Annotated in this window: 14 protein-coding genes; all 14 read left to right on the top strand. The window is 39.7% G+C overall.

The genetic code is table 11. The annotated features are described in order from the left end of the window. The first annotated feature begins 390 nt into the window (after positions 1 to 390). The 14 genes from AB7942_RS05275 to AB7942_RS05210 all read left to right on the top strand — a co-directional run bounded on the left by AB7942_RS05275 (position 391) and on the right by AB7942_RS05210 (position 22,075). Positions 391 to 1,764, top strand: a complete 1,374-nt coding sequence (locus tag AB7942_RS05275; RefSeq protein ID WP_483310844.1) for an alkaline phosphatase — start codon at positions 391 to 393, stop codon at positions 1,762 to 1,764. A 107-nt stretch (positions 1,765 to 1,871) separates the two neighbouring features. Beyond that, positions 1,872 to 2,543: a hypothetical protein gene (locus tag AB7942_RS05270; RefSeq protein WP_483310843.1), complete on the top strand. Its 672-nt coding sequence runs from the start codon at positions 1,872 to 1,874 to the stop codon at positions 2,541 to 2,543. 295 nt (positions 2,544 to 2,838) lie between these two features. Continuing rightward, positions 2,839 to 4,395, top strand: coding sequence for a response regulator (locus AB7942_RS05265; RefSeq protein ID WP_369446073.1), 1,557 nt, complete (start codon positions 2,839 to 2,841; stop codon positions 4,393 to 4,395). A gap of 13 nt (positions 4,396 to 4,408) precedes the next feature. Next, on the top strand, positions 4,409 to 6,172 hold the full coding sequence (locus AB7942_RS05260; RefSeq protein WP_369446072.1) for a sensor histidine kinase: 1,764 nt from the start codon (positions 4,409 to 4,411) through the stop codon (positions 6,170 to 6,172). Between the two features lie 175 nt (positions 6,173 to 6,347). Further along, positions 6,348 to 7,634, top strand: a complete 1,287-nt coding sequence (locus AB7942_RS05255) for an ABC transporter substrate-binding protein (RefSeq protein ID WP_369446071.1) — start codon at positions 6,348 to 6,350, stop codon at positions 7,632 to 7,634. A 182-nt stretch (positions 7,635 to 7,816) separates the two neighbouring features. Further along, the gene (locus AB7942_RS05250) at positions 7,817 to 8,713 is read left to right on the top strand and encodes a carbohydrate ABC transporter permease (protein WP_180247606.1); all 897 of its coding nucleotides are present in this window, start codon (positions 7,817 to 7,819) and stop codon (positions 8,711 to 8,713) included. After that, the gene (locus AB7942_RS05245) at positions 8,706 to 9,530 is read left to right on the top strand and encodes a carbohydrate ABC transporter permease (protein WP_098934628.1); all 825 of its coding nucleotides are present in this window, start codon (positions 8,706 to 8,708) and stop codon (positions 9,528 to 9,530) included. The genes AB7942_RS05250 and AB7942_RS05245 overlap by 8 nt, the downstream gene beginning before the upstream one ends. A 39-nt stretch (positions 9,531 to 9,569) precedes the next feature. Then, positions 9,570 to 12,605, top strand: a complete 3,036-nt coding sequence (gene lacZ / locus AB7942_RS05240; RefSeq protein WP_369446143.1) for a beta-galactosidase, LacZ type — start codon at positions 9,570 to 9,572, stop codon at positions 12,603 to 12,605. 84 nt (positions 12,606 to 12,689) lie between these two features. Then, positions 12,690 to 14,924 (top strand): alpha-galactosidase, encoded by a 2,235-nt coding sequence (locus AB7942_RS05235; protein WP_369446070.1) that lies wholly within the window; start codon positions 12,690 to 12,692, stop codon positions 14,922 to 14,924. 274 nt (positions 14,925 to 15,198) lie between these two features. Beyond that, positions 15,199 to 16,191 carry a galactan degradation operon transcriptional regulator GanR gene (locus AB7942_RS05230; RefSeq protein WP_369446069.1) on the top strand — a complete coding sequence of 331 codons (993 nt, stop codon included), beginning with the start codon at positions 15,199 to 15,201 and terminating at the stop codon, positions 16,189 to 16,191. Positions 16,192 to 16,360: 169 nt separating this feature from the next. Then, the gene (gene ganS, locus AB7942_RS05225; protein WP_369446068.1) at positions 16,361 to 17,641 is read left to right on the top strand and encodes an arabinogalactan oligomer ABC transporter substrate-binding protein GanS; all 1,281 of its coding nucleotides are present in this window, start codon (positions 16,361 to 16,363) and stop codon (positions 17,639 to 17,641) included. 225 nt (positions 17,642 to 17,866) lie between these two features. After that, the gene (gene ganP / locus AB7942_RS05220) at positions 17,867 to 19,123 is read left to right on the top strand and encodes a galactooligosaccharide ABC transporter permease GanP (protein WP_369446067.1); all 1,257 of its coding nucleotides are present in this window, start codon (positions 17,867 to 17,869) and stop codon (positions 19,121 to 19,123) included. Positions 19,124 to 19,135: 12 nt separating this feature from the next. Further along, positions 19,136 to 19,975 (top strand): galactooligosaccharide ABC transporter permease GanQ, encoded by an 840-nt coding sequence (gene ganQ, locus AB7942_RS05215; RefSeq protein WP_483310842.1) that lies wholly within the window; start codon positions 19,136 to 19,138, stop codon positions 19,973 to 19,975. A 36-nt stretch (positions 19,976 to 20,011) separates the two neighbouring features. Beyond that, on the top strand, positions 20,012 to 22,075 hold the full coding sequence (locus tag AB7942_RS05210; RefSeq protein WP_369446141.1) for a beta-galactosidase GanA: 2,064 nt from the start codon (positions 20,012 to 20,014) through the stop codon (positions 22,073 to 22,075). Positions 22,076 to 22,112 lie beyond the last annotated feature (37 nt).

Raw genomic sequence — 22,112 nt, 5'->3', positions numbered from 1 at the left:
TGTCCCTCAATCCTCTTTCATATCCATATCAAAATATAATTCTATTCAAAATACTATCAGAAAACAGTGTCAGGCACCACTAGTGAACTAATGGCATCTTGTTTATCTTGAGGATTCGCTCTTCCATAAATGTTCAATTTTTGTTAAGAAAATATAAAGAAAAATAGGCCTTTTTTAGGAGAAATGAGTCCGAAATATATTGGAAAATGTAGCTTTTCTGTTCAAAAGTAATTTGTTCTCATACTAATTACCTATATTTTAACACTTCCGATTTATTAGTCTTTACATTTGTTTACATTTGCTTAATAAACCCCCTCTATAATGAAAATCGTAAAACAACATATTCAAGTTTTATTTGAGGGGGAAATCGAATTGTTTAAGAAAAAACTTATGAAAAAGGTTCTTCCAGTTGCTGTCCTTTCAACCATAGCTTTTAGCAGTCTTGTTGGAACAGGCACCGTTAACGCAAAATCAGAAAATACAACTAAAAACAATGCAGAAATTAAAAATGTCATTTTTCTAATCGGGGATGGAATGGGTGTTTCATATACGTCGGCCTACCGTTATTTAAAAGACGACCCGTCTACTAAAAGAGTAGAGCCAACTGAGTTTGATAAATTTCTAGTTGGACAACAGACTACATATCCAGAGGATGCGAAGCAAAATGTAACGGATTCAGCATCTGCAGCAACCGCCATGGCTGCGGGGGTCAAAACCTATAATGCCGCCATCGCAGTTGACAATGATAAATCTGAAGTCAAAACAGTCCTTGAAGCAGCGAAAGAGAAGGGGAAATCAACCGGACTGGTTGCTACGTCAGAAATCACACATGCCACACCTGCTTCGTTTGGTTCTCATGATGTAAACCGTAATAACATGAATGCCATTGCGGATGATTATTATAATGAAATGGTAAACGGAAAACACAAAATTGACGTTCTTTTGGGAGGCGGCTCGGATTTATTTATCCGTCAAGACCGTAACCTTACAGATGAATTCAAAAAAGACGGATACAGTTATGTTTCAAACCTTCAAGAATTGAAAAAAGACAAAAATGACCAGGTTCTTGGTTTATTTGCGAAACGAGGCATGCCAAAAATGATCGACCGGACGGCTGAGATACCTTCCTTAGCAGATATGACGACTTCGGCCATTGAGCGCTTAAATCAAAATAAAAAAGGATTCTTTTTGATGGTGGAAGGAAGCCAGATCGACTGGGCAGGTCATGATAATGATATTGTTGGGGCGATGAGTGAAATGGAAGATTTCGAAATAGCGTTCAAAGCAGCGATTGATTTTGCCAAAAAGGATGGACATACATTAGTAGTGGCAACAGCTGACCATTCAACTGGCGGTTACTCGATCGGTGCCCGCGGAGAGTACAACTGGTTTAGTGCACCAATCAATGCAACAAAACGCACCCCTGATTTTATGGCAGAGCAAATTGCTAATGGGGCAGATGTGAAAGAAACTTTATCTAAATATATTAATCTCCCTTTAACAGATAAAGAGATTCAGTCTGTTAAAGATGCTGCTGCTACGAAGAAAGTAGTGGATATCGATAATGCGATCGAACAAATTATTGATACCCGTTCATTCACTGGGTGGACGACGGGCGGACATACAGGCGAAGATGTAAACGTATATGCATTTGGTCCTGACAGCGAACGCTTTGCCGGTCAAATTGATAATACGGATAATGCGAAAATCATCTTTGACATTCTTGAAAAAGGCAGCAAAAAAATAGTCATCGAAGACAAGTAAGTTTCAATAATTTAGTAGATTAGGATTGGAAAATAAGATATCCCGTTGCCTTTTCAGCAGCGGGATATCTATCTAAAAAGGAGTTTTACTTGATGGGAGGAATCGATGTGAAACAGGCAATGATAACTATTTTATTTGTTTTCCTACTTACGGGCTGTTCATTTGCTTCAATTCAGCCGACCAATGAGAAAACTGATACAAAAACAGAGAATACTTCCACAGTTACCAAAAAGATCTCGAAAGATGATCATGACGCTTATTATAATAGCCCTCAGGTTACGGATGATTCAACCTTACAAAAACCCGGCCAGTCTGTTACGGATGAAAAAGGGGAGGCCACTTTAAAAGCGATCAAACATATAAATAAGGTATATCATTTCGGAGACATTGAGTACACGATCAAAGAAATGAAACTACTTCACTACCGACCTGATTATAGTTTAATTGACTATTTCCATCCGTTAACAGAAGCTGAGGAATTTGATTTTATTAAATTAAGTGTGGATATAAAAAATCAATCCAAAGAAAAACGGAATTTTGCTCCAGTCGCCCTTTTTGAAACGAATACAGGTGTGAAAATGGATTGGAAACAGGATATGTATCTTGAACATTTGAATGGAGAAATCGAAGGAAATCAAATCAAACGGGGGAGTCTAGGCTTTATAGTTGATCAAGCAGGCAGCAAAAAAACGGAATGGATTAGTATTCTAACCAGTGACGTGTTTAATGATAAACACGAAAGGCTGGAGGAAGCACAAAAAATCCAACTTGATTTTTAATGGAGAATAAAAAGGTGTCAGGCACCACTCGTGGACATTTGTCCACAAGCGGTGCCTGACACCCTTTGGCCAGTTTGAAATTTTTACGAATATATAAAGACCTTGAGTAATTGTACCTCTCTGGAAGAAACGGAAGGACATCAGGGCCCTACCCATGATTGGGATAGGGCCCTATTTGTGTTCTGCGGCTGTGCAACAATTGGAACAATTTTATGAAAAAGTAATCAGTATGATTATAGTATAATAAAAATACTGAAATTTCTAATTGTGCAGGTCATATTCTGGAGGGATCGCGTTGACAGTCGGGGAACTATGCCGAACACTTATTGTAGACGATGAAATGTTAATCAGACAAGGGATTAAGCATTATATCAATTGGGAGCAAGAGGGGTTTATGATTGTTGGTGAGGCTTCGAACGGTCAAGAAGCCCTGGAGTTAATCGAAGCAACCAAACCACACATCATCATTACAGATATCGTGATGCCAATCATGGATGGAGAAGAATTAACAAGAATTGTGAAGGATAGATATCCTCAAATTGAAATCATTATTTTAAGTAGTTTTGGAGAATTCGATTATGTTCGCTCCACCTTCCAAAGTGGTGTTGTTGATTATATCTTAAAGCCGAAGCTCAATGCAGACGGTCTCTTAAAGGCGCTGAAAAACGCCGCAAGCAGAATTCCTTCCTTTCAGAAAGTGGATCAAAGATTAACAGGCAATCTCCCAATTGGGCAGATTATCAATAAACTGATTTCAGGATATGAAGTGAAGTATGATTCGGAGTTAGTATCCAAAGCTTTGCCATACAGCCATTATTGTTTAATTGGAGCTGATTTAAGGAATCACCAGTCTAGAAATAGTGCAGAATTTCAAACAAGTATCAAGGCGAAAATCGAAGAGGCATTGCAACATATCATAAATCAAGTTGTTTACGAGCCCTTAAGCGTTGAAGAGAATATCATTGGATACTTAATTAATATAAACAAGCAGAATGATAAAGAGTTTATTAAATTGGCCAGCCAACTTGCAGAGTCTATACCAGGAATAAGTATTGCTTTGACTGATGAGTTTTCAGACCTTTCTCAACTAGAAAGCAACTACAAAGAAAGTCTCGTAAAATTGTTAGATTATCGCTTTTATTTTCCAAATCAACCGTTTTTAATGAAAGAGAATCTTCCAAAAGTGCCGCCCAAACCCGAAAATTTTAATTTGGATTGGTTTACAGAAGAATTAAAGAGAAAACATTTTGATTCCGCTTTCAAATATCTACAAGACCATGTAAAGGTAATGTCTTCTTGTTATACGATGGATGTCTTTGAATATAAAGCTTTTTTTGGCAACATCATTTTTAACATTACCATTCTCCTAAGTAATATGAAATTTGACGTAACAGAATTGGAAGAAGCCAAGTATTCATATTTTAGGTCGATTGATGAAGCACCTTCGGCGAAGGCCACGGTTGAACTAATGAATCGCTTTATTGAAGAAGCGGAAAAATGCATATTTTTGGTGCAGAGTGAGCCCGAAGATATAAATATGAAAAAACTGATGGAATATATAAGAGAACATTATGCCGAACCGCTTACCCTTACTGGGGTCGCAAAGCACTTTCATTTTAATCCATCTTATCTTTCAAGCTATTTTTCAACGCATAATAAGGAAGGATTCATCGAATATCTAAATAGAATGCGGATCGAAGAAGCGACGAAACTGCTCATGGAGGGAATGGAATCTATCTCAGAAATTAGTGGAATGGTCGGTTATTCGGACCACAGTTATTTCTGTAAAGTTTTTAAGAAAATAAAGGGATTGTCTCCAAGCCAATACAAAAGAAAGCAAAAACTAAGATAAGAGATGGTGAATTATGAGATTTATTCCCGAACGTTTTAAACATAACGGATTGTTTATCGTTATGTTTTTCATTACGGTTATGATGATTATCACAGTTTCGATCACTATTACATGGACAACGATTCGGATGTCGGAGCAATTTTTTATTAAAAAGTTTAGCATTACGAACTCCAAAGTAATGAGTCAGGTAAAGGAAAGTTTCGAATCCTTTAACTATTCGGTCGTCCTGGCATCTAACAATCTCCTTCAAAGCAATACGGTTAAAAAAATTCTTACGAAGGAGCAATATAGCAATAAAGAGAAACTTAATGCCTATTTTAATGCGGGCCAACAGTTAAAGCGAATTGAAACTAATTTAGATGCATATGAAGAAAGCATTCTAGTCATGGGTAGAAATGGATTCAGTTTTGCAACGGATCGGACGTACTGGCCAATAACGGATGAGGAATTAAGGACTAGCAGACTTACTAGTAATACGTTTAAGGAACCAAAGAAACTGGTGTACCAATTGGACAAGCGAAATGATGGAACGAATCGCCAGTTCATTGTGGCATCAAAGGTACTAATGGAACGGATCAACGGTACTGTTTATGGATCGATGTTCTTTGCGTTTGATGAAAGTCAATTTAGACAGTTCTTCACAAGCTATACAGGACCTGGTAATAATGTGTTTGTCGTAGACAAGCAGGGAGTTATTGTTTCTAGCAACCAATCAAAGCTCATAGGTCAAGCACCAAAAGGCTTGCTTAGCTATGTAGGAAAAATTGAAAAGAGTTCAGACCATTATATCATTGATAATTTTATGGGAAAGGATCAGATTATCTCGATGGAATACCTTCCATCGTTTGACATGTACCTATTTAATATAATTGATAAACAAAAAGCAGTTGGAGACCTAATTGATAAGAAAGATATCGTGCTCATCTCAATGGGTATTGTCTTTGTGGCGTTAATCATTGTCTTACTAGCGACGAGGAGATTGACAAATTCGTTATCGAGTCTTGTTAAGCAGATAGAAGATGCGTCAAAACATGAATTCCACCAATATGTTACTGCAACCGGCACATATGAAACCATGAAAATCGGCAATGCCTTTAATTCCATGCTCGATGAGCTCCACTTGTATGTTGAACAGCTTGTGGAATCACAAAAGCAAAAGCGCAATGCGGAATTGGCTGCGCTTCAGCAGCAAATTAATCCTCATTTTTTATACAACACGTTAACTTCAATAAAATTCATGGTGCAGCAAGGTGGAAAAGAAGAAACCGAAGCAACAATTAATTCTTTAATATCCTTGCTTCAGAATACAATTGGCAATGTCAGCGAGACGAATACCATTGTCCAAGAAGTGGATAATTTAAAAAATTACGTCCTTATTAATCAAAAGCGGTACGGTAACCGGATTAATGTTAACTATTTTATCGCGCCAGATTGTTTGGAATATCACGTACCAAAGCTTATCCTGCAGCCTTTTATGGAAAATTCATTCTTTCATGGCTTCAATCGTAAGACTGGTGGCTATATTAATGTACTTGTCTGGAAAGAGGAGAATACGTTGATTTGTGAAGTCGTGGATAACGGAGATGGAATGGAAGTCTCTTCAGAGAATAAACTCCCGACTACAAAGCGTAAGCAACAGATGTTTTCTGGGATTGGTGTGCGAAATGTCCATGAGCGTATCCAACTGATTTACGGGGAACAGTATGGGGTGACAATTTCTAGCGAGTTGGGTGAAGGGACAAAGGTCCGGATGACACTTCCAGTTTCAACTAAGTGAAAATAGTCATAAAATCTAAAAATAATCCAAATAAATCAATTGGAAGCGTGTTCATGTTATAAAAATATTACCAACCATTAAAAATATCGTCCTAACGGTTACTTCTTAACAGGTGATAACATTGTATTTGTAAGTCAGATAGCGCTTACAAAAATAGAATGTTGGGGGAATATCAATGAAAAAAGTACTAGCACTCTTTTTAGTTAGTATATTGATGCTAACTGCCTGTTCTTCGGGATCAAATAAAGAGACTTCCGACAGCGGCAAAGATACAAATGAAGTAACAGTATGGGCATGGGACCCGAATTTTAACATTAAAGCAATGAATTTAGCAAAAGAAGCTTATAAATCTGAAAACGCAGATGTAAACATTAAAGTTATTGAACATGCTCAAGATGACATTATTCAAAAGCTTAATACGAGCTTAAGTTCTGGAACTACAAAAGGACTTCCGAATATTGTTTTAATTGAAGATTATCGGGCACAAAGCTTTCTTAAAGCGTATCCAGATATGTTCCATGAGTTAACTGGCTCTTTTAAAGCGGATGATTTCGCTCAGTATAAAATTGCTCCTACCAGCTTGGATGGCAAAAACTACGGTCTTCCATTCGATACTGGTGTTACAGGACTATATGTTAGAACGGATTACTTGGAAAAAGCGGGATACAAAGTTGAGGATTTAAAAGATATCGACTGGAACAAGTACATTGAAGTAGGTAAAAAGGTTAAAGAAGCAACAGGTAAATCAATGCTTACACAGGATCCAAAAGATCTAGGTCTAATTCGTATGATGATTCAAACGAGCGGTTCATGGTATTTAAAGAATGACGGGGTTACACCTGACATAGCGGACAACGCTTCTTTAAAGGAAGCATTCCAAACATATAAAGAGCTTTTAGATGCGGATTTAGTGAAACCTGTCTCTGATTGGGGCCAATTTGTAGCAGGATTTAACAGTGGTGATGTTGCTACGGTTCCTACGGGTAACTGGATTACTCCATCCATCAAAGCGGAAAGCTCACAAGCAGGTAAGTGGGCAGTTGTTCCGATGCCAAAACAAGCTGGAATTTCAGGTTCCGTGAACGCCTCTAACTTAGGCGGAAGCTCTTGGTACGTGCTTAACATTCCTGGTAAAGAAAAGGCTGCTGACTTCTTAGCAAAAACTTTTGGTTCTAATGCTGATTTCTATCAGACCTTGAATAAGGAAATGGGAGCGATCGGTACTTACAAGCCAGCTGCTGAAGGCGAAGCGTATAAGGCTGCGGACGATTTCTTCGGAGGTCAAAAGGTCGTTAGTGACTTTGCTGCCTGGACAGAGAAAATTCCTCAAGTAAACTATGGTATGCATACGTATGCAATTGAGGACATTTTAGCTGTTGGAATGCAAGACTACCTTAAGGGTAAAGATCTAGATAAAGTATTAGAAGATGCTCAAAAGCAAGCTGAAGAACAAATTAAATAAAAAAACAAGTTGAAAAGTAACAAATCTATAAGAAATTAAGCCTCGGTATTTCGCCGGCTTCTCCATTAAGGTTAAACGGAGGTATCTGATGTGTCAGGCGAAGTTCAGAGGCTATCTTTTTAATTAAAAGTGTAAGGAGTTGACTCAAGTTGATAACCTCTAAAGTAAATCACAATCAGACCCTGAGTTCAGTAAAATCAGGCCGGAAAATTCGGGCGAAAAATGCTGTCATTGGTTGGTCCTTCGTTATTGTCGCAGCTGTATTGATCTTTTTCTTTTATTTCTACCCAATGGTTCAGGCACTTATTTTGTCCTTTCAATCAGGAGTCGGTGCAAATCTAACGTTTACTGGAATCGATAATTATACACGATTGTTTAAGGATCCAACGTTCCTTACAACAGTAAAAAATACAGTGATTTATCTAATCATTCAAGTACCAGTGATGATTTTACTGGCTTTGTTTCTTTCCGTTTTATTAAATAATAAGACGTTGAAGCTAAAGGGATTTTTTCGGACAGCCATCTTCTTACCCTGTGTAACTTCTCTTGTTGCCTATTCCGTCATCTTCAAATATTTGTTTGGTCAAGATGGCATGATTAATATCATGCTAATGAAAGTTTCACTAATTTCGGAACCGATTCAATGGCTTACTGATCCCTTCTGGGCAAAAATAGCGATTATTGTAGCCATCACATGGCGTTGGACTGGCTATAACATGATATTCTATTTATCCGCTCTTCAAAATGTTGATGAATCGATCTATGAAGCGGCAAGAATAGATGGTGCTTCGGCAGTTCAACAATTTTTCAAAATAACCATTCCAATGTTGAAACCGATTATCTTATTTACATCGATTACCTCAACGATTGGTACGCTTCAGTTGTTTGATGAGGTTATGAATATTACCAAGGGTGGACCGGGAAATGCGACCATGACAATTTCTCAGTACATTTACAATTTATCATTTAAGTATACCCCTGACTTCGGATATGCGGCTACTGTCTCTTATGCCATTGTCATTATGATCGTCATCTTCTCTATTATTCAGTTCAAAGTGGCAGGTGATAAAAATGAATAACCTTAAACGCTCATTCAGCTATACAGTTCTTATCATCGCTTCCATTGTTTCTATGTTTCCGTTTCTATGGATGATTGTGAGTTCAACAAACAAGTCTGTAGATGTGACGCAAGGAAGGATGCTGCCTGGCAGTCACTTTATAGAAAACCTTCACAATCTATTAGACACAGTTGAGCTTGTACCTGCATTAATGAATTCAGCGAAAATCTCGATTCTCACAACAGTACTTGCTATGCTTATCGCCTCCTTGGCAGGATATGGATTTGAAATTTACAAAAGTAAGTCGAAGGACTTTGTGTTTAATATTTTACTGGTTTCTATGATGATTCCTTTTGCGGCTTTAATGGTACCGCTCTTTAGAATGTTTGCCACCATTTCTCAAGCCCTTCCAATGATCGGAATCGATACGCTTACAGCGGTCATCTTACCAACAGTTACAACTGCTTATCTTATCTTTTTCTTTAGACAAAGCACAAAGATGTTCCCGAAGGAGATTCTTGAAGCGGGAAGAATTGATGGTCTGTCCGAATTGGGATGTTTCTTCCGGATATATGTTCCGACAATGAAGACGACCTATGCAGCAGCTGCCATCATTACCTTCATGGCTAGCTGGAACAGTTATTTATGGCCGCTGGTTGTGTTGCAGTCACCCGAGAACCAGACCATTCCGCTGTTAATCTCAAACCTCGGTTCAAGCTACTCACCCGACTTTGGAATGATTATGACAGCGATTGTGATTGCTACCCTGCCGGCAGCACTTATTTTCTTCATTATGCAAAAGCATTTCGTTGCAGGGATGATGGGTTCAGTTAAATAATAAAATTTTGGAAAAATATAGATAGGAAGAGTGATAGTGATGACAACCATTCCAAAAATAGAATGGCTTACCGACTTAGCTGTGTTTGCCGTTAATCGACTTCCAGCACATTCAGACCACCGATATTATGAAACACTGGAGCAGGCAAAAATGGCAGGCCCAATGGCAATGCGCCATGAATTAAACGGTAACTGGAAATTTAACTATAGCGTGAATCCAGACAATCGTCCGGAGAATTTTCACCGGCTGGATTTTAATTGCATGGGCTGGGGGAACATCACCGTCCCAGGTCACATTCAGCTTCAAGGCTACGGGAAACCACAATATGTGAATACGATGTACCCATGGGACGGGCTTAACGAGATCCGTCCGCCAGAAATTCCACTCGACCATAATCCGGTTGGAAGCTATGTGAAGGTGTTTAACGTTCCCCCTCAAATGGAAAACAAGCCGCTGTATATATCCTTTCAAGGTGTGGAGTCGGCCTTTTATGTGTGGTTAAACGGGGAGTTCGTCGGCTATAGTGAAGACTCGTTTACTCCTGCAGAATTTGAGCTTACCCCATTTCTTACAGAAGGTGAGAATAAGCTTGCCGTCGCGGTTTACCAACGGAGCACGGGCAGCTGGCTCGAGGACCAGGATTTCTGGCGTTTTTCTGGTATTTTCCGTGATGTTTACCTCTACACAGTACCGGAAATTCATGTTTATGACGCCGGTATTCGCGCAGAGCTGGATCCGACTTTTACCAAAGGTACGCTTCAAGCAGACCTAAAGCTTTTATCTGATGTGGTTTCTCCAGCAAAAATAGTTGCTGAATTGTACGATGCCGAGGGGCACTTAGTAGCAGCACAAAATGGCAATTTCACTGACGGAAACTGGACAGTTTCAATAATGATCAATAATCCAAAGCTATGGAGTGCGGAAGATCCTTATTTATATCAGTTTTATATTCAGGTATATAACGAGTTAGGACATTTGGTAGAGGTAATTCCGCAGAAAGTCGGCTTCAGAAGATTTGAAATGGCCGATAAAATCATGCGCCTTAATGGTGAACGAATTGTATTCAAGGGTGTCAATCGCCATGAATTTAATTGCCGTACTGGCCGCGCGATTACAAAGGAAGACATGCTTTGGGATATAAAAACATTGAAACAGAACAACATTAACGCTGTCCGGACGTCCCATTATCCGAATCAGAGTTATTGGTACGAGTTGTGTGACGAATACGGCGTCTATGTCATCGATGAAATGAACCTTGAAACGCACGGTTCATGGCAAAAGATGGGGGCAGTCGAGCCGTCATGGAACATCCCCGGGAATAAGCCGGAATGGGAGAACATCGTTATGGACAGAGCGGTATCCATGTTTGAACGGGACAAAAATCACCCGTCGATCCTCATTTGGTCATGTGGCAATGAATCCTATGCGGGTGAAGTGATTCTGAATGTTTCTAAGTATTTTAAGCGTGTTGATTCAAGTCGCCTGGTTCATTATGAAGGTGTTTTCCATGCCCGTGATTACAATGATACGAGTGATATGGAAAGCCGGATGTATGCGAAGCCAGCAGACATTGAGAACTATTTGAACGATAACCCGTCAAAGCCATACATTAGCTGTGAGTATATGCACGCCATGGGGAATTCCCTTGGCGGTATGAATAAATATACAGATTTAGAGCGGAAATATCCAATGTATCAAGGTGGATTTATTTGGGATTATATTGATCAGTCAATTATTAAAAAAGACCGTTATGGCAAGGAATTTTTGGCCTACGGCGGTGATTTTGACGATCGCCCAACGGATTATGGCTTCTGTACAAATGGGATTGTGTATGCCAATCGAGAATTGTCGCCGAAGATGCAGGAAGTAAAGTATTTATATCAAAATATCAAACTGAGTCCGGATCGTACGGGGGTAATAATTCAGAATGAGGGTCTTTTCGTAGATACGTCCGATTATGATTTTGAGTACACTCTCTACCTTGAAGGTAAAGAGTTGTATCGGAATCAGCTCGATGTGGTGGTGGCACCGCAGAGTGAAGGGCGCATCGAATTTAAATTGCCTGCTGAAATCACCAGCGTTTCTGGCGAATATTGTATACAAACTTCTTTTAAGCTGAAGGAAAGTAATCTCTGGGCGGACGCTGGCTACGAGATCGCATTCGGACAATATGTGTTCAGGACGGAGGCGTTTGTCGAGCAGACGGCAGCTCACGGGGAATTACGGGTTGTCACTGGCGATGTCAATGTTGGTGTCCATGGCCCTGACTTCAGCATCTTGTTCTCGAAACAGGCGGGCAGCCTGGTTTCACTTAACTATGCAGGGAAAGAGATGATTGCTCTTCCGCCGGCACCGTTATTCTGGCGGGCAACGACGGATAATGACCGAGGCTATTCTCAAGGCTATCATTCGGGTCTTTGGTATGCAGCCAGTCTTGCGCGCCAATGCATTGGGATGGATGTCGAACAGGCAAATGGCCAGGTGAGCATTGCTTTTACTTATAAATTATCGATTAGTGAAAAAGTAGTGGTGAAAGTAAATTATACCGTTCTTGCCAATGGCAGCATTCGTGTGAAGTCGGTCTATCAGGGGGCGGAAAATCTCCCGCAGCTGCCGATTTTTGCAGTATCCTTCAAAGTGCCTGCCGATTATGACCAACTGGAATGGTATGCGATGGGTCCTGAAGAAAATTACTCAGACCGGGCGCAAGGAGCAAGACTTGGAATATTTAAAAATCAAGTAATTGAGAATTTATCCGGATATGTCATGCCGCAAGAATCGGGCAACCGGACGGGAGTGCGCCGAGTTAGTCTGACCAACAAGGAAGGACAGGGAATAAAAATTTCAGCTGCGACTAAACCATTAGAGTGCAATTTTTCTCCTTATACGGCTTTTGAACTCGAGAATGCCCAGCATCATTACGAGCTTCCAAATGTCCATTACACCGTTGTGACGGTCGCAGGCAAGCAGATGGGCGTCGGCGGAGACGACAGCTGGGGTTCACCGGTGCATGATGAACACCTCATTCATGCCAATCAAGACATGGAATTCGAGTTTAGCATTGATCGAATCTAAACTTGAAATTTAGCATTTACAAGAAAAGAGCCTGAAATAGACAGGCTCTTTCCTTTACATGACAAACTTAAGGAGCGGAAGGTTATGCTTATTCATGTTAATCAAGAGGACAGACAGTTCCATTTAACAAATGGCCAAGTTAGTTATATTTTTCACGTGATGAAAAATGGACAATTAGGCCATCTTTATTATGGAAAGGCATTGCACCACAGAGAGGATTTTTCTCACTTGCAGACGTATGATGTGCCAACAGGGGCTACTACACACGTGTATGCAGATGATCCTGCTTTTGGTTTGGAAACGCTCCATCAAGAATACCCTGCCTACGGAAATTCTGATTTTCGCGAACCGGCAATCAGTGTGAGTAAAACGACGGCTAATCATGTTCCTAATTTCAAATATGATTCGTATCAACTGGTAGACGGAAAGCCTCGTCTTGAAGGTCTGCCAGCAACCTATACAGATGATAATAAGAACGCTAGTACACTTCAAATTATCTTAAAGGATGAATTCCTCCAAGCAGAATTGACGTTAAAATATACAATATTCCGTGATATGCCGGTCATAACGAGAAGTGCCTCCTTGAAAAATGAAAGTCAAGAGGAATTGGTTGTTGATCGATTAATGGGAGCATCGCTTGACCTGCCAGATAAAGATTTTGTATTTACCCATTTAGCCGGTGCATGGTCACGAGAGCGTCATGTGAAAGAGAGAATACTAGAAACGGGTATTCAGTCGATTTCCAGTCTGCGCGGTGCCAGTTCGCACCACCATAATCCGTTCTTGGCACTAAAGCGTCCTGATGTGACGGAACATACAGGTGAAGTATATGGCTTTAATTTTATATATAGCAGTAATTTTTTGATGCAAATAGAAGTGGATCATTACGACACGGCAAGACTTACGGTTGGTATTCATCCGTTTGGTTTCAAGTGGAATTTAAAGCCGCAAGCTGCATTTCAAACCCCAGAAGTGGTGATGGTGTATTCCGACCAAGGCTTAAATGGGATGAGTCAGGCCTTTCATAGTCTTTATCGCGAGCACCTGATTCAAGCGCAATGGAAGCAGGCCGTGCGCCCAATTTTGATAAACAACTGGGAAGCTACTTACTTTGATTTTAATGAGGAAAAACTCGTTAATATTGCGAAATCAGCTAGTGAATTAGGAATCGAACTGCTGGTCCTTGATGATGGCTGGTTTGGAAAACGGAATGATGATACCTCCTCCCTTGGAGATTGGCATGTAGATTTAGATAAACTTCCGGGTGGCTTAGAAAGCTTAGCCCAGAAAATATCTGCAACTGGAATGAAATTTGGGCTATGGTTTGAGCCGGAGATGATCAGTCCGAACAGTGAATTATTTAGCGAACACCCAGATTGGGCCGTTGGTGTTCCAGGTCAGCGCTATACATTGGGACGCAATCAGCTGGTTCTTGATTTTTCAAGACCAGAAATTGTTGATTATCTTTATGAAAAAATGTCCGCAATTATTAAAAAAACAAACCTTGCTTATATTAAATGGGATATGAATCGGAACATTACCGAAGCATTCTCACAAAAACTAGCCGTTCATCAGCAAGGCGAGTTCTTCCATCGCTATATTTTAGGGGTCTATGATCTCTATGAACGGTTAACAGATGAATTCCCGCATGTGTTGTTTGAATCATGTGCAGGAGGCGGGGGAAGATTCGACCCAGGGATGATGTATTATGCACCGCAAGCATGGACAAGTGATGATACGGATGCGATTGAGAGGTTAAAAATTCAATACGGCACATCCTTTGCATATCCAGTCTATAGCATGGGATCTCATGTATCGGCAGTTCCGAATCACCAAACATTGCGGACTACACCATTACAAACCAGGGCGAATACTGCTTATTTTGGGACATTTGGCTATGAATTAGATCCAGTGAAATTAACCGAAGAAGAGCGCGCAGAAATTAAAGAGCAGGTAGTTTTTTATAAACAACATCGCGCGTTGATTCGTGATGGTCACTTTTATCGCCTGTTGAGCCCGTTTTCGAATAATGAAACAGCGTGGATGGTCGTGAGCCAAGACCAATCAGAAGCCTTAATTGGCTGGTATAAGGTATTGGCGACGCCGAATCCTAAGAAGAAGCAAACGCTTCGTCTTAGTGGACTAGCTGAATCGAAAATATATAAAGTGGCTGGAAGCGAACGAACGTATTATGGCGACGAGCTCATGAACGTGGGGCTGCCACTTCCAACGGAGTTTAACGGTGTCAATGGCGGGAGCGCCGAGCGTGGCGGCGACTTCCAGTCCCAGGTTTTTTATTTGCAAAAGACCGAAGGGTAATAGAATAAAATCAGGACGGGAAACGATTAGTCATTGAAGAAGTCCACTAGAGAAAAAGGTATAGTACCTCTCCTAATTGGAAGGTAGTATACCTTTTTTTATTACCAATTAAATATCCAACAAAATTTAATTATATTGATAAAGTTTGTTAGTAAAGAAACGACTAGATATTTTAGCATCTTGACATATAAGTAAAGAGAGGTAAAATATAAGTAAAAAGTTTTCCTTAATAATATTTAGTGTGAGTTAAGGGTTAATGTTGGAGGTGGCGACAATGGCAACAATTAAAGATATCGCTGAGGAAGCGGGTTTTTCGATATCAACGGTTTCTAGAGTTCTAAACAATGATCAAAGTCTGTCTGTTCCTGATGAGACACGTGAAAAAATATATGAGGTTGCAGAGAAGTTAAATTATCGGAAGAAAACAGTCCGGCTTTTAGTGAAAAATATTGCGTTTTTATACTGGCTAACTGATATTGAGGAATTAGAAGATGTTTATTTTAAATCGATGAGATTAGAAATAGAAAAGCTATCCAAGAAGTTTAATGTAGAACTAACGACGTATAAAATTACTGATGGGATTCATAATATCCCTGATAATATAGAAGGGTTCATTGCGGTTGGAATGTTTTCTAACAAAGAATTAGAGCATCTTAGAAGCATTACGCCGAATGGTGTTTTTATTGATACAACACCTGATCCGAATCATTATGATTCAGTTAGACCGGATTTAGCGCAAATCACAAGAAAAACTGTCGATTTTCTCATTGAAAAGGGCCATAGCGAGATTGGTTTTATTGGGGGGACGTACCATAATCCCAATACGGATGAGGATGAAATGGATATACGTGAAAGGACATTTCGTTCATATATGATGGAAAAAGGTTTTTTAAAGGATGAGTACGTTTTTTCTAGAAGAGGATTCTCTGTTGAGAGTGGTTACTATCTAATGACGAATGCGATTGAAAAATTAGGTGATCAATTACCTACTGCTTTCTATATAGCAGCAGACCCGATTGCTGTTGGCTGCCTTCAAGCCTTGAATGAAAAAGGAATCTCGATACCGAATCGGGTAAGTGTTATCAGTATTAACAACATTAGTGTGGCAAAATATGTATCGCCACCGCTATCCACCTTTCATATTGACATGAAGGAAATATGTAAAAATGCGATAGAACTCTTACTTGAACAAGTTCTGGATAAACGGAAAACTGTAAAAACATTATTCATAGGATCGGAATTAGTGGTCAGGAAGAGTACAAACTAATGGTGAGAGGTGCTTAGGAAACTAAGCATTTTTTATTTGGTTTATTTTCGTAAAAATATTTACTTATTTTTAGTAAAAAAATTGTTTACAGTTTTTCCGAGTGATGCTATATTAATTTTAGTAAAACGTTTTCAAGATAAATAGAATTTATTTGAAGGGATGTTTATCCATGAAAAAGTATAAAAAATATTTGGGCGTTATGAGTACACTGGCTTTAAGTTTTTCATTAGCTGCATGTGGACCACAAGATAGTGAGAAATCAGATGCAAGCTCCGATGCAAGTAAGGAATCAAAGAATAAAACATTACTAGTTTGGGAAGATCAACAGAAATCTGCTGGTATTAAAGATGCAATTGCACAGTTTGAAAAAGACCATAGTGTGAAAATCAAAATAGTTGAAAAACCGTATGCTAAACAAATTGAAGGTTTACGCTTGGATGGTCCGGCCGGAACAGGTCCCGATGTGCTAACGATGCCCGGTGACCAAATTGGTACAGCTGTAACAGAAGGATTGATTAAAGATTTAAACGTTGGTGATGATGTTCAATCAACTTTTACAGATGTTGCCATGCAATCCCAAAAAGTAAATGATAAGGTTTACGGTCTGCCAAAAGCAGTAGAAACAACGGTGCTTTTCTATAATAAAGACCTAATTGCAGAACAAAATCTGCCAAAAACACTTGAAGAATGGTATGAGTACGATAAGAAAGTAACTAAAGGCGGAAATTATGGCTTCTTAGCCCTATTTGACCAGATTTATTATGCTCAAAGTGTGATGAGCGGTAATGGCGGATACATCTTCAATAAAGATGCTCAAGGTAATTTTGATCCAACGGATCTAGGCATCAACAATGAAGGTGCAGTTGAAGGGGCAAAAACAATCCAGAAATTTTATAAAGAGAAATTATTCCCTGCCGGTATCATCGGGGCACAAGGGATTAACGTATTAGAATCATTATTTACTTCTGGAAAAGCGGCGGCCATTATTTCTGGTCCGTGGAATCTTGAACCATTTACAAAAGCTGGCGTTAATTATGGTGTCGCTAAACTCCCAGCACTAGCCAATGGTAAAAATATGAGTGCGTTTGTTGGCGTAAAGAGCTATAACGTAAGTGCTTATTCTAAGAATACTGAGCTTGCTCAAGAGCTAGTTGAATTCTTGGCGAACAAAGATAACTCTAAGAAACGCTACGAAATTACAAAAGAAGTTCCTGCTGTAAAGGCATTAGCTAATGACCCTGTTGTGACAGAGAGTGAGGCAGCCCAAGCTGTGGCTCAGCAATCTCAATTCTCAGAATTAACACCTAATATCCCTGAGATGAATGAAGTTTGGACACCTACTGATGCAGCCCTGCAAACAATTGCAACTGGTAAGGCAGAACCAAAAGCAGCATTAGATCAAGCAGCTAAAACCATCAAAGGACAAATTAAAGCAAAACACAGTAAATAATTAGGTATGTATATGGTGTCAAACGCCTAATGATGTTTGACGCCATTTGTTTTTAAGAGAAGTGAAATTTCCAACTTCGTTTACAGTCTAGCTTCAGCGCCTAGCCCCTCGGGTCATAAGCCAATCGCTTCGGAAGGCAAAAAGCGCCTTCTGTCAGCGCTTGTCTTATGCCTGTCGGGGCTGAACAAGGCGCTTACGCTTTCTAAAAATAAAGAGGTGAAAGATATGCAGCATCGTAAAACAGCCTTAGTACTATCTGTTATTCCTGGACTTGGTCAATTGTACAATAAGCAATGGGTAAAAGGTCTTTTGTTCCTCGTTCTGGGTGTCTCGTTCATATCGGTGTTTAGAGATCTGTTAAATATGGGTTTTTGGGGGCTTATTACACTAGGTACAGAGGTACCCCGGGATAACTCCATTTTTCTATTAGCTGAAGGTATTATTGCTCTTATTGTTACATGTTTTGGACTAGCATTTTATTATGCTAATTTCCGGGACGCCTATAAAAATGGGGAATTACGTGATGAGAATTCGAGCCCAAGTTCTCTTAGGGAAGATTATCAAAACTTAATTGCTCAAGGTTATCCATATGTAATTAGTGGCCCGTCGTTATTTATTTTGATCTTTGCGGTCATTTTTCCAATCCTATTCAGTTTCGCTTTAGCTTTTACAAATTATGATTTATACCATTCACCACCAGCTCATTTAGCTGATTGGGTTGGATTAGACACTTTCGAGCAAATATTCACGGTGGATATTTGGCGCTCAACCTTTTTTGATGTATTAAGCTGGACGGTGATCTGGACGCTTGTCGCTTCATCCGTCCAAGTTGGTCTAGGTGTTTTCCTAGCCGTACTGGTAAACCAAAAAGACCTTAAATTTAAACGATTTTATCGCACGGTTTTAGTATTACCATGGGCAGTCCCAGGGTTTGTCACCATTCTAATCTTTGCCGGTTTGTTTAACGATAGCTTTGGTGCGATCAATAATACCATATTAGCTGCGATGGGAATTGACCCGATTCCATGGATGACGGATGAAACATGGTCAAAATTAGCTCTTATTCTTATGCAGGGATGGCTTGGATTCCCTTATATCTTCATAGTAACAACAGGTGTCCTTCAGTCTATTCCTGAAGACCTTTACGAGGCTGCAACCATTGATGGTGCATCTGTTTTTGCAAAATTTAGATATATTACCATGCCAATGATTTTACTCGCAATGGCTCCGATTATCATTACGCAGTATACCTTTAACTTTAATAATTTTAATATTATTTATCTATTCAACGGCGGTGGGCCTGCTGTTCCTGGCTCAAATGCAGGAGGAACCGATATATTAGTATCTTGGATTTACAAATTAACGATGCAGTCCAGTCAATATTCTCTTGCCGCTGCGTTAACAATTCTTTTATCTATTTTTGTCATTGCAATTGCATTATGGCAATTCAGACGGACAAATTCGTTTAAGGAGGAGGCTTAAATCATGACTGGTATGAAGGGAAATAAATTCATTCGTCTCCTTACTTCGCATTCCATTTTAATTATAATGGCGGTTATTATCATATACCCTTTACTTTGGACTGTTGGGGCAAGCTTTAATCCTGGTAACAGTTTAGTAAGTAATTCAATTATCCCAAAAAATCCAACATTGGATCATTATAAAGAATTATTTGCAGGGAAAGAGAGTCTGCAGTATGTACATTGGTATTTAAATTCGCTTAAGATTAGTATCTTTACGATGATTGGCTCGGTTATTAGTGTTTCCTTTACGGCCTATGCCTTTTCGCGTTTCCGTTTTAAAGGCAGAAAAAATGCGTTAACTTTGTTTTTGTTACTACAAATGATTCCACAGTTTTCGGCTTTAATAGCCCTGTTTGTACTTGCTCAAATCCTTGGCATGATGAATAGTCACTGGTTATTAATCCTCCTTTATATTGGCGGAACCATTCCGATGAATACCTATCTGATGAAAGGGTATATGGATTCCATCCCCATGGATTTGGATGAAAGTGCCAAGATTGATGGGGCAAGCAATACGAGGATCTTTTTACAAATTATCATGCCTTTGTCGAGACCAATGTTAGCGGTAGTCGCGATGAATGGATTTACCGGTCCGCTTGGAGATTTCGTTATGTCATCCACCATTTTGAGAACACCTGAATCCTACACATTACCTATTGGTTTATATAATTTAGTTAATGAAGTAATGGGTGCAAGTTATACAACCTTTGCTGCAGGAGCGATTCTCATCAGTATTCCGATTGCTATCGCCTTCTTAATGCTGCAAAAACACTTTGTTTCAGGATTAACGGCTGGTGGTACAAAGGGTTGACATCAGGAAAGAATGTAAAAATGTTAGAAGGAGATTATTATGTCAAAACATGAGAAAACATTTACGACAAAAGCAAACTTCATGCTGCACGGAGGAGACTATAATCCTGATCAATGGCTAGATCGGCCTGATATTTTAGCGGATGATATAAAGTTGATGAAGCTTTCCCATACCAATACTTTTTCAGTAGGAATCTTTGCCTGGAGTGCTCTCGAGCCGGAAGAAGGGGTTTATCAGTTTGAATGGCTGGATGAAATTTTCGAAAATATCTCCAGCATTGGCGGTCGCGTGATTTTAGCTACACCAAGTGGGGCTCGTCCTGCATGGATGTCACAAAAATATCCGGAAGTATTGCGGGTAAATGGGGCGAGGGTGAAGCAACTGCATGGTGGAAGACATAATCACTGTTTTACTTCTGAAGTATACCGTGATAAAACACAGCAGATGAACCGTTTGCTGGCAGAAAGGTATGGCAATCATCCTGCATTATTAATGTGGCATATTTCAAATGAATATAGCGGTGAATGTCACTGTGATTTATGTCAGGTTGCCTTTAGAAACTGGCTTAAAGAAAAATACAATCATAACCTTAAATCCTTAAATGATGCCTGGTGGGGTCCTTTCTGGAGCCACAGCTTCACTGATTGGTCGCAAATTGAATCGCCTTCTCCAATCGGGGAAAGTATGGTTCACGGCTTAAATCTGGATTGGCGAAGATTTGTTACTGACCAAACCATTTCTTTCTTTGAAAATGAAATAGTGCCTATTAAGGAATTAACACCGAATCTCCCGATTACAACCAATTTTATGGCGGATACTCATGAGTTAATTCCATTTCAATCACTTGATTATAGCAAGTTTGCCAAATATCTCGATGTGATCAGCTGGGATGCGTACCCTGCGTGGCACAATGATTGGGAAAGTACCGCTGATTTAGCGATGAAGGTTGGCTTTATTGATGACCTGTACCGCAGCTTAAAACAACAGCCTTATCTTTTGATGGAATCTACCCCAAGTGGAGTTAACTGGCATCAAGTGAATAAAGCAAAACGCCCGGGTATGCACTTGCTTTCATCGATGCAAATGGTTGCCCATGGATCTGATAGCATTTTGTACTTTCAATGGCGGAAATCCCGTGGATCGTCGGAAAAATTCCACGGTGCTGTAGTTGATCATGATAATAGTTCAGAAAACCGCGTATTTAGAGAGGTTGCTAAGGTTGGTGAAACATTAGAAAAACTGTCAGAAGTCGTCGGAACGAATCGTCCGGCAGATGTGGCTATTCTGTATGATTGGGAAAGCAATTGGGCCATTAATGATGCGCAAGGGTTTGGGCTGGACACGAAGCTCTATCCGCAAACATTGCAGCAGCATTATCGCACCTTCTGGGAACAGGATATTCCTGTAGACGTCATCACGAAAGAACAGGATTTTTCAGCGTATAAATTATTGATCGTTCCAATGCTGTATCTAGTAAGTGAAGAAACGATTTCTCGGTTAAAGACATTTGTTGCAAATGGCGGCACACTAGTAATGACCTATATCAGTGGACTTGTAAATGAACATGATTTAACCTATTTGGGCGGCTGGCACAAGGAACTGCAAGAGATCTTTGGAATGAAACCAGTGGAAACTGATTCCTTATATCCAAAAGATAAAAATTACGTAAGTTTTCGTAATCAATCATACGAGTTAAAAGACTATGCAACTGTTCTTGAATTAAATACGGCAACTGCAGAAGGTCACTATGAGGATGATTTTTATGCGAATACACCAGCGGTAACGAGCCACAAATTCGAAAATGGCCAAACCTACTATATTGGCGGTCGTTTAGAAGATCAATTCCACCGCGACTTCTATCAAGAATTAATCAATCAATTATCTCTTGAACCAGCTGCTTCTGTAAAACACGGGCAGGGCGTATCTGTTCAGGTCAGACAAGCTCCAGAAAAAGATTTTATTTTTGTAATGAATTTTACCGAAGAGAAACAACCCGTTGCATTTGAATCGTTAGTAACAGATTTGGTTACAGGCGAAGAGATAACCGGTGAACTTACGCTAGATAAATATGAAGTAAGAATCGTAGCGACAACCAAATAATTGCCTTACACAACGAAGAGTGAGCGGGGAGAGAAAC

The organism is Neobacillus sp. BF23-41 (genome assembly GCF_041106275.1).
Note: the sequence above shows the minus strand (reverse complement) of the source record. Positions and strands in the feature narration are given on the sequence as shown.

Coding starts and splice junctions, on each gene's coding strand:
- AB7942_RS05255 (WP_369446071.1), top strand. CDS start 6,348: ATGAAAAAAGTACTAGCACTCTTTTTAGTTAGTATATTGATGCTAACT.
- ganQ (WP_483310842.1), top strand. CDS start 19,136: ATGAAGGGAAATAAATTCATTCGTCTCCTTACTTCGCATTCCATTTTA.
- lacZ (WP_369446143.1), top strand. CDS start 9,570: ATGACAACCATTCCAAAAATAGAATGGCTTACCGACTTAGCTGTGTTT.
- ganS (WP_369446068.1), top strand. CDS start 16,361: ATGAAAAAGTATAAAAAATATTTGGGCGTTATGAGTACACTGGCTTTA.
- AB7942_RS05260 (WP_369446072.1), top strand. CDS start 4,409: ATGAGATTTATTCCCGAACGTTTTAAACATAACGGATTGTTTATCGTT.
- AB7942_RS05235 (WP_369446070.1), top strand. CDS start 12,690: ATGCTTATTCATGTTAATCAAGAGGACAGACAGTTCCATTTAACAAAT.
- AB7942_RS05245 (WP_098934628.1), top strand. CDS start 8,706: ATGAATAACCTTAAACGCTCATTCAGCTATACAGTTCTTATCATCGCT.
- AB7942_RS05230 (WP_369446069.1), top strand. CDS start 15,199: ATGGCAACAATTAAAGATATCGCTGAGGAAGCGGGTTTTTCGATATCA.
- AB7942_RS05275 (WP_483310844.1), top strand. CDS start 391: ATGAAAAAGGTTCTTCCAGTTGCTGTCCTTTCAACCATAGCTTTTAGC.
- ganP (WP_369446067.1), top strand. CDS start 17,867: ATGCAGCATCGTAAAACAGCCTTAGTACTATCTGTTATTCCTGGACTT.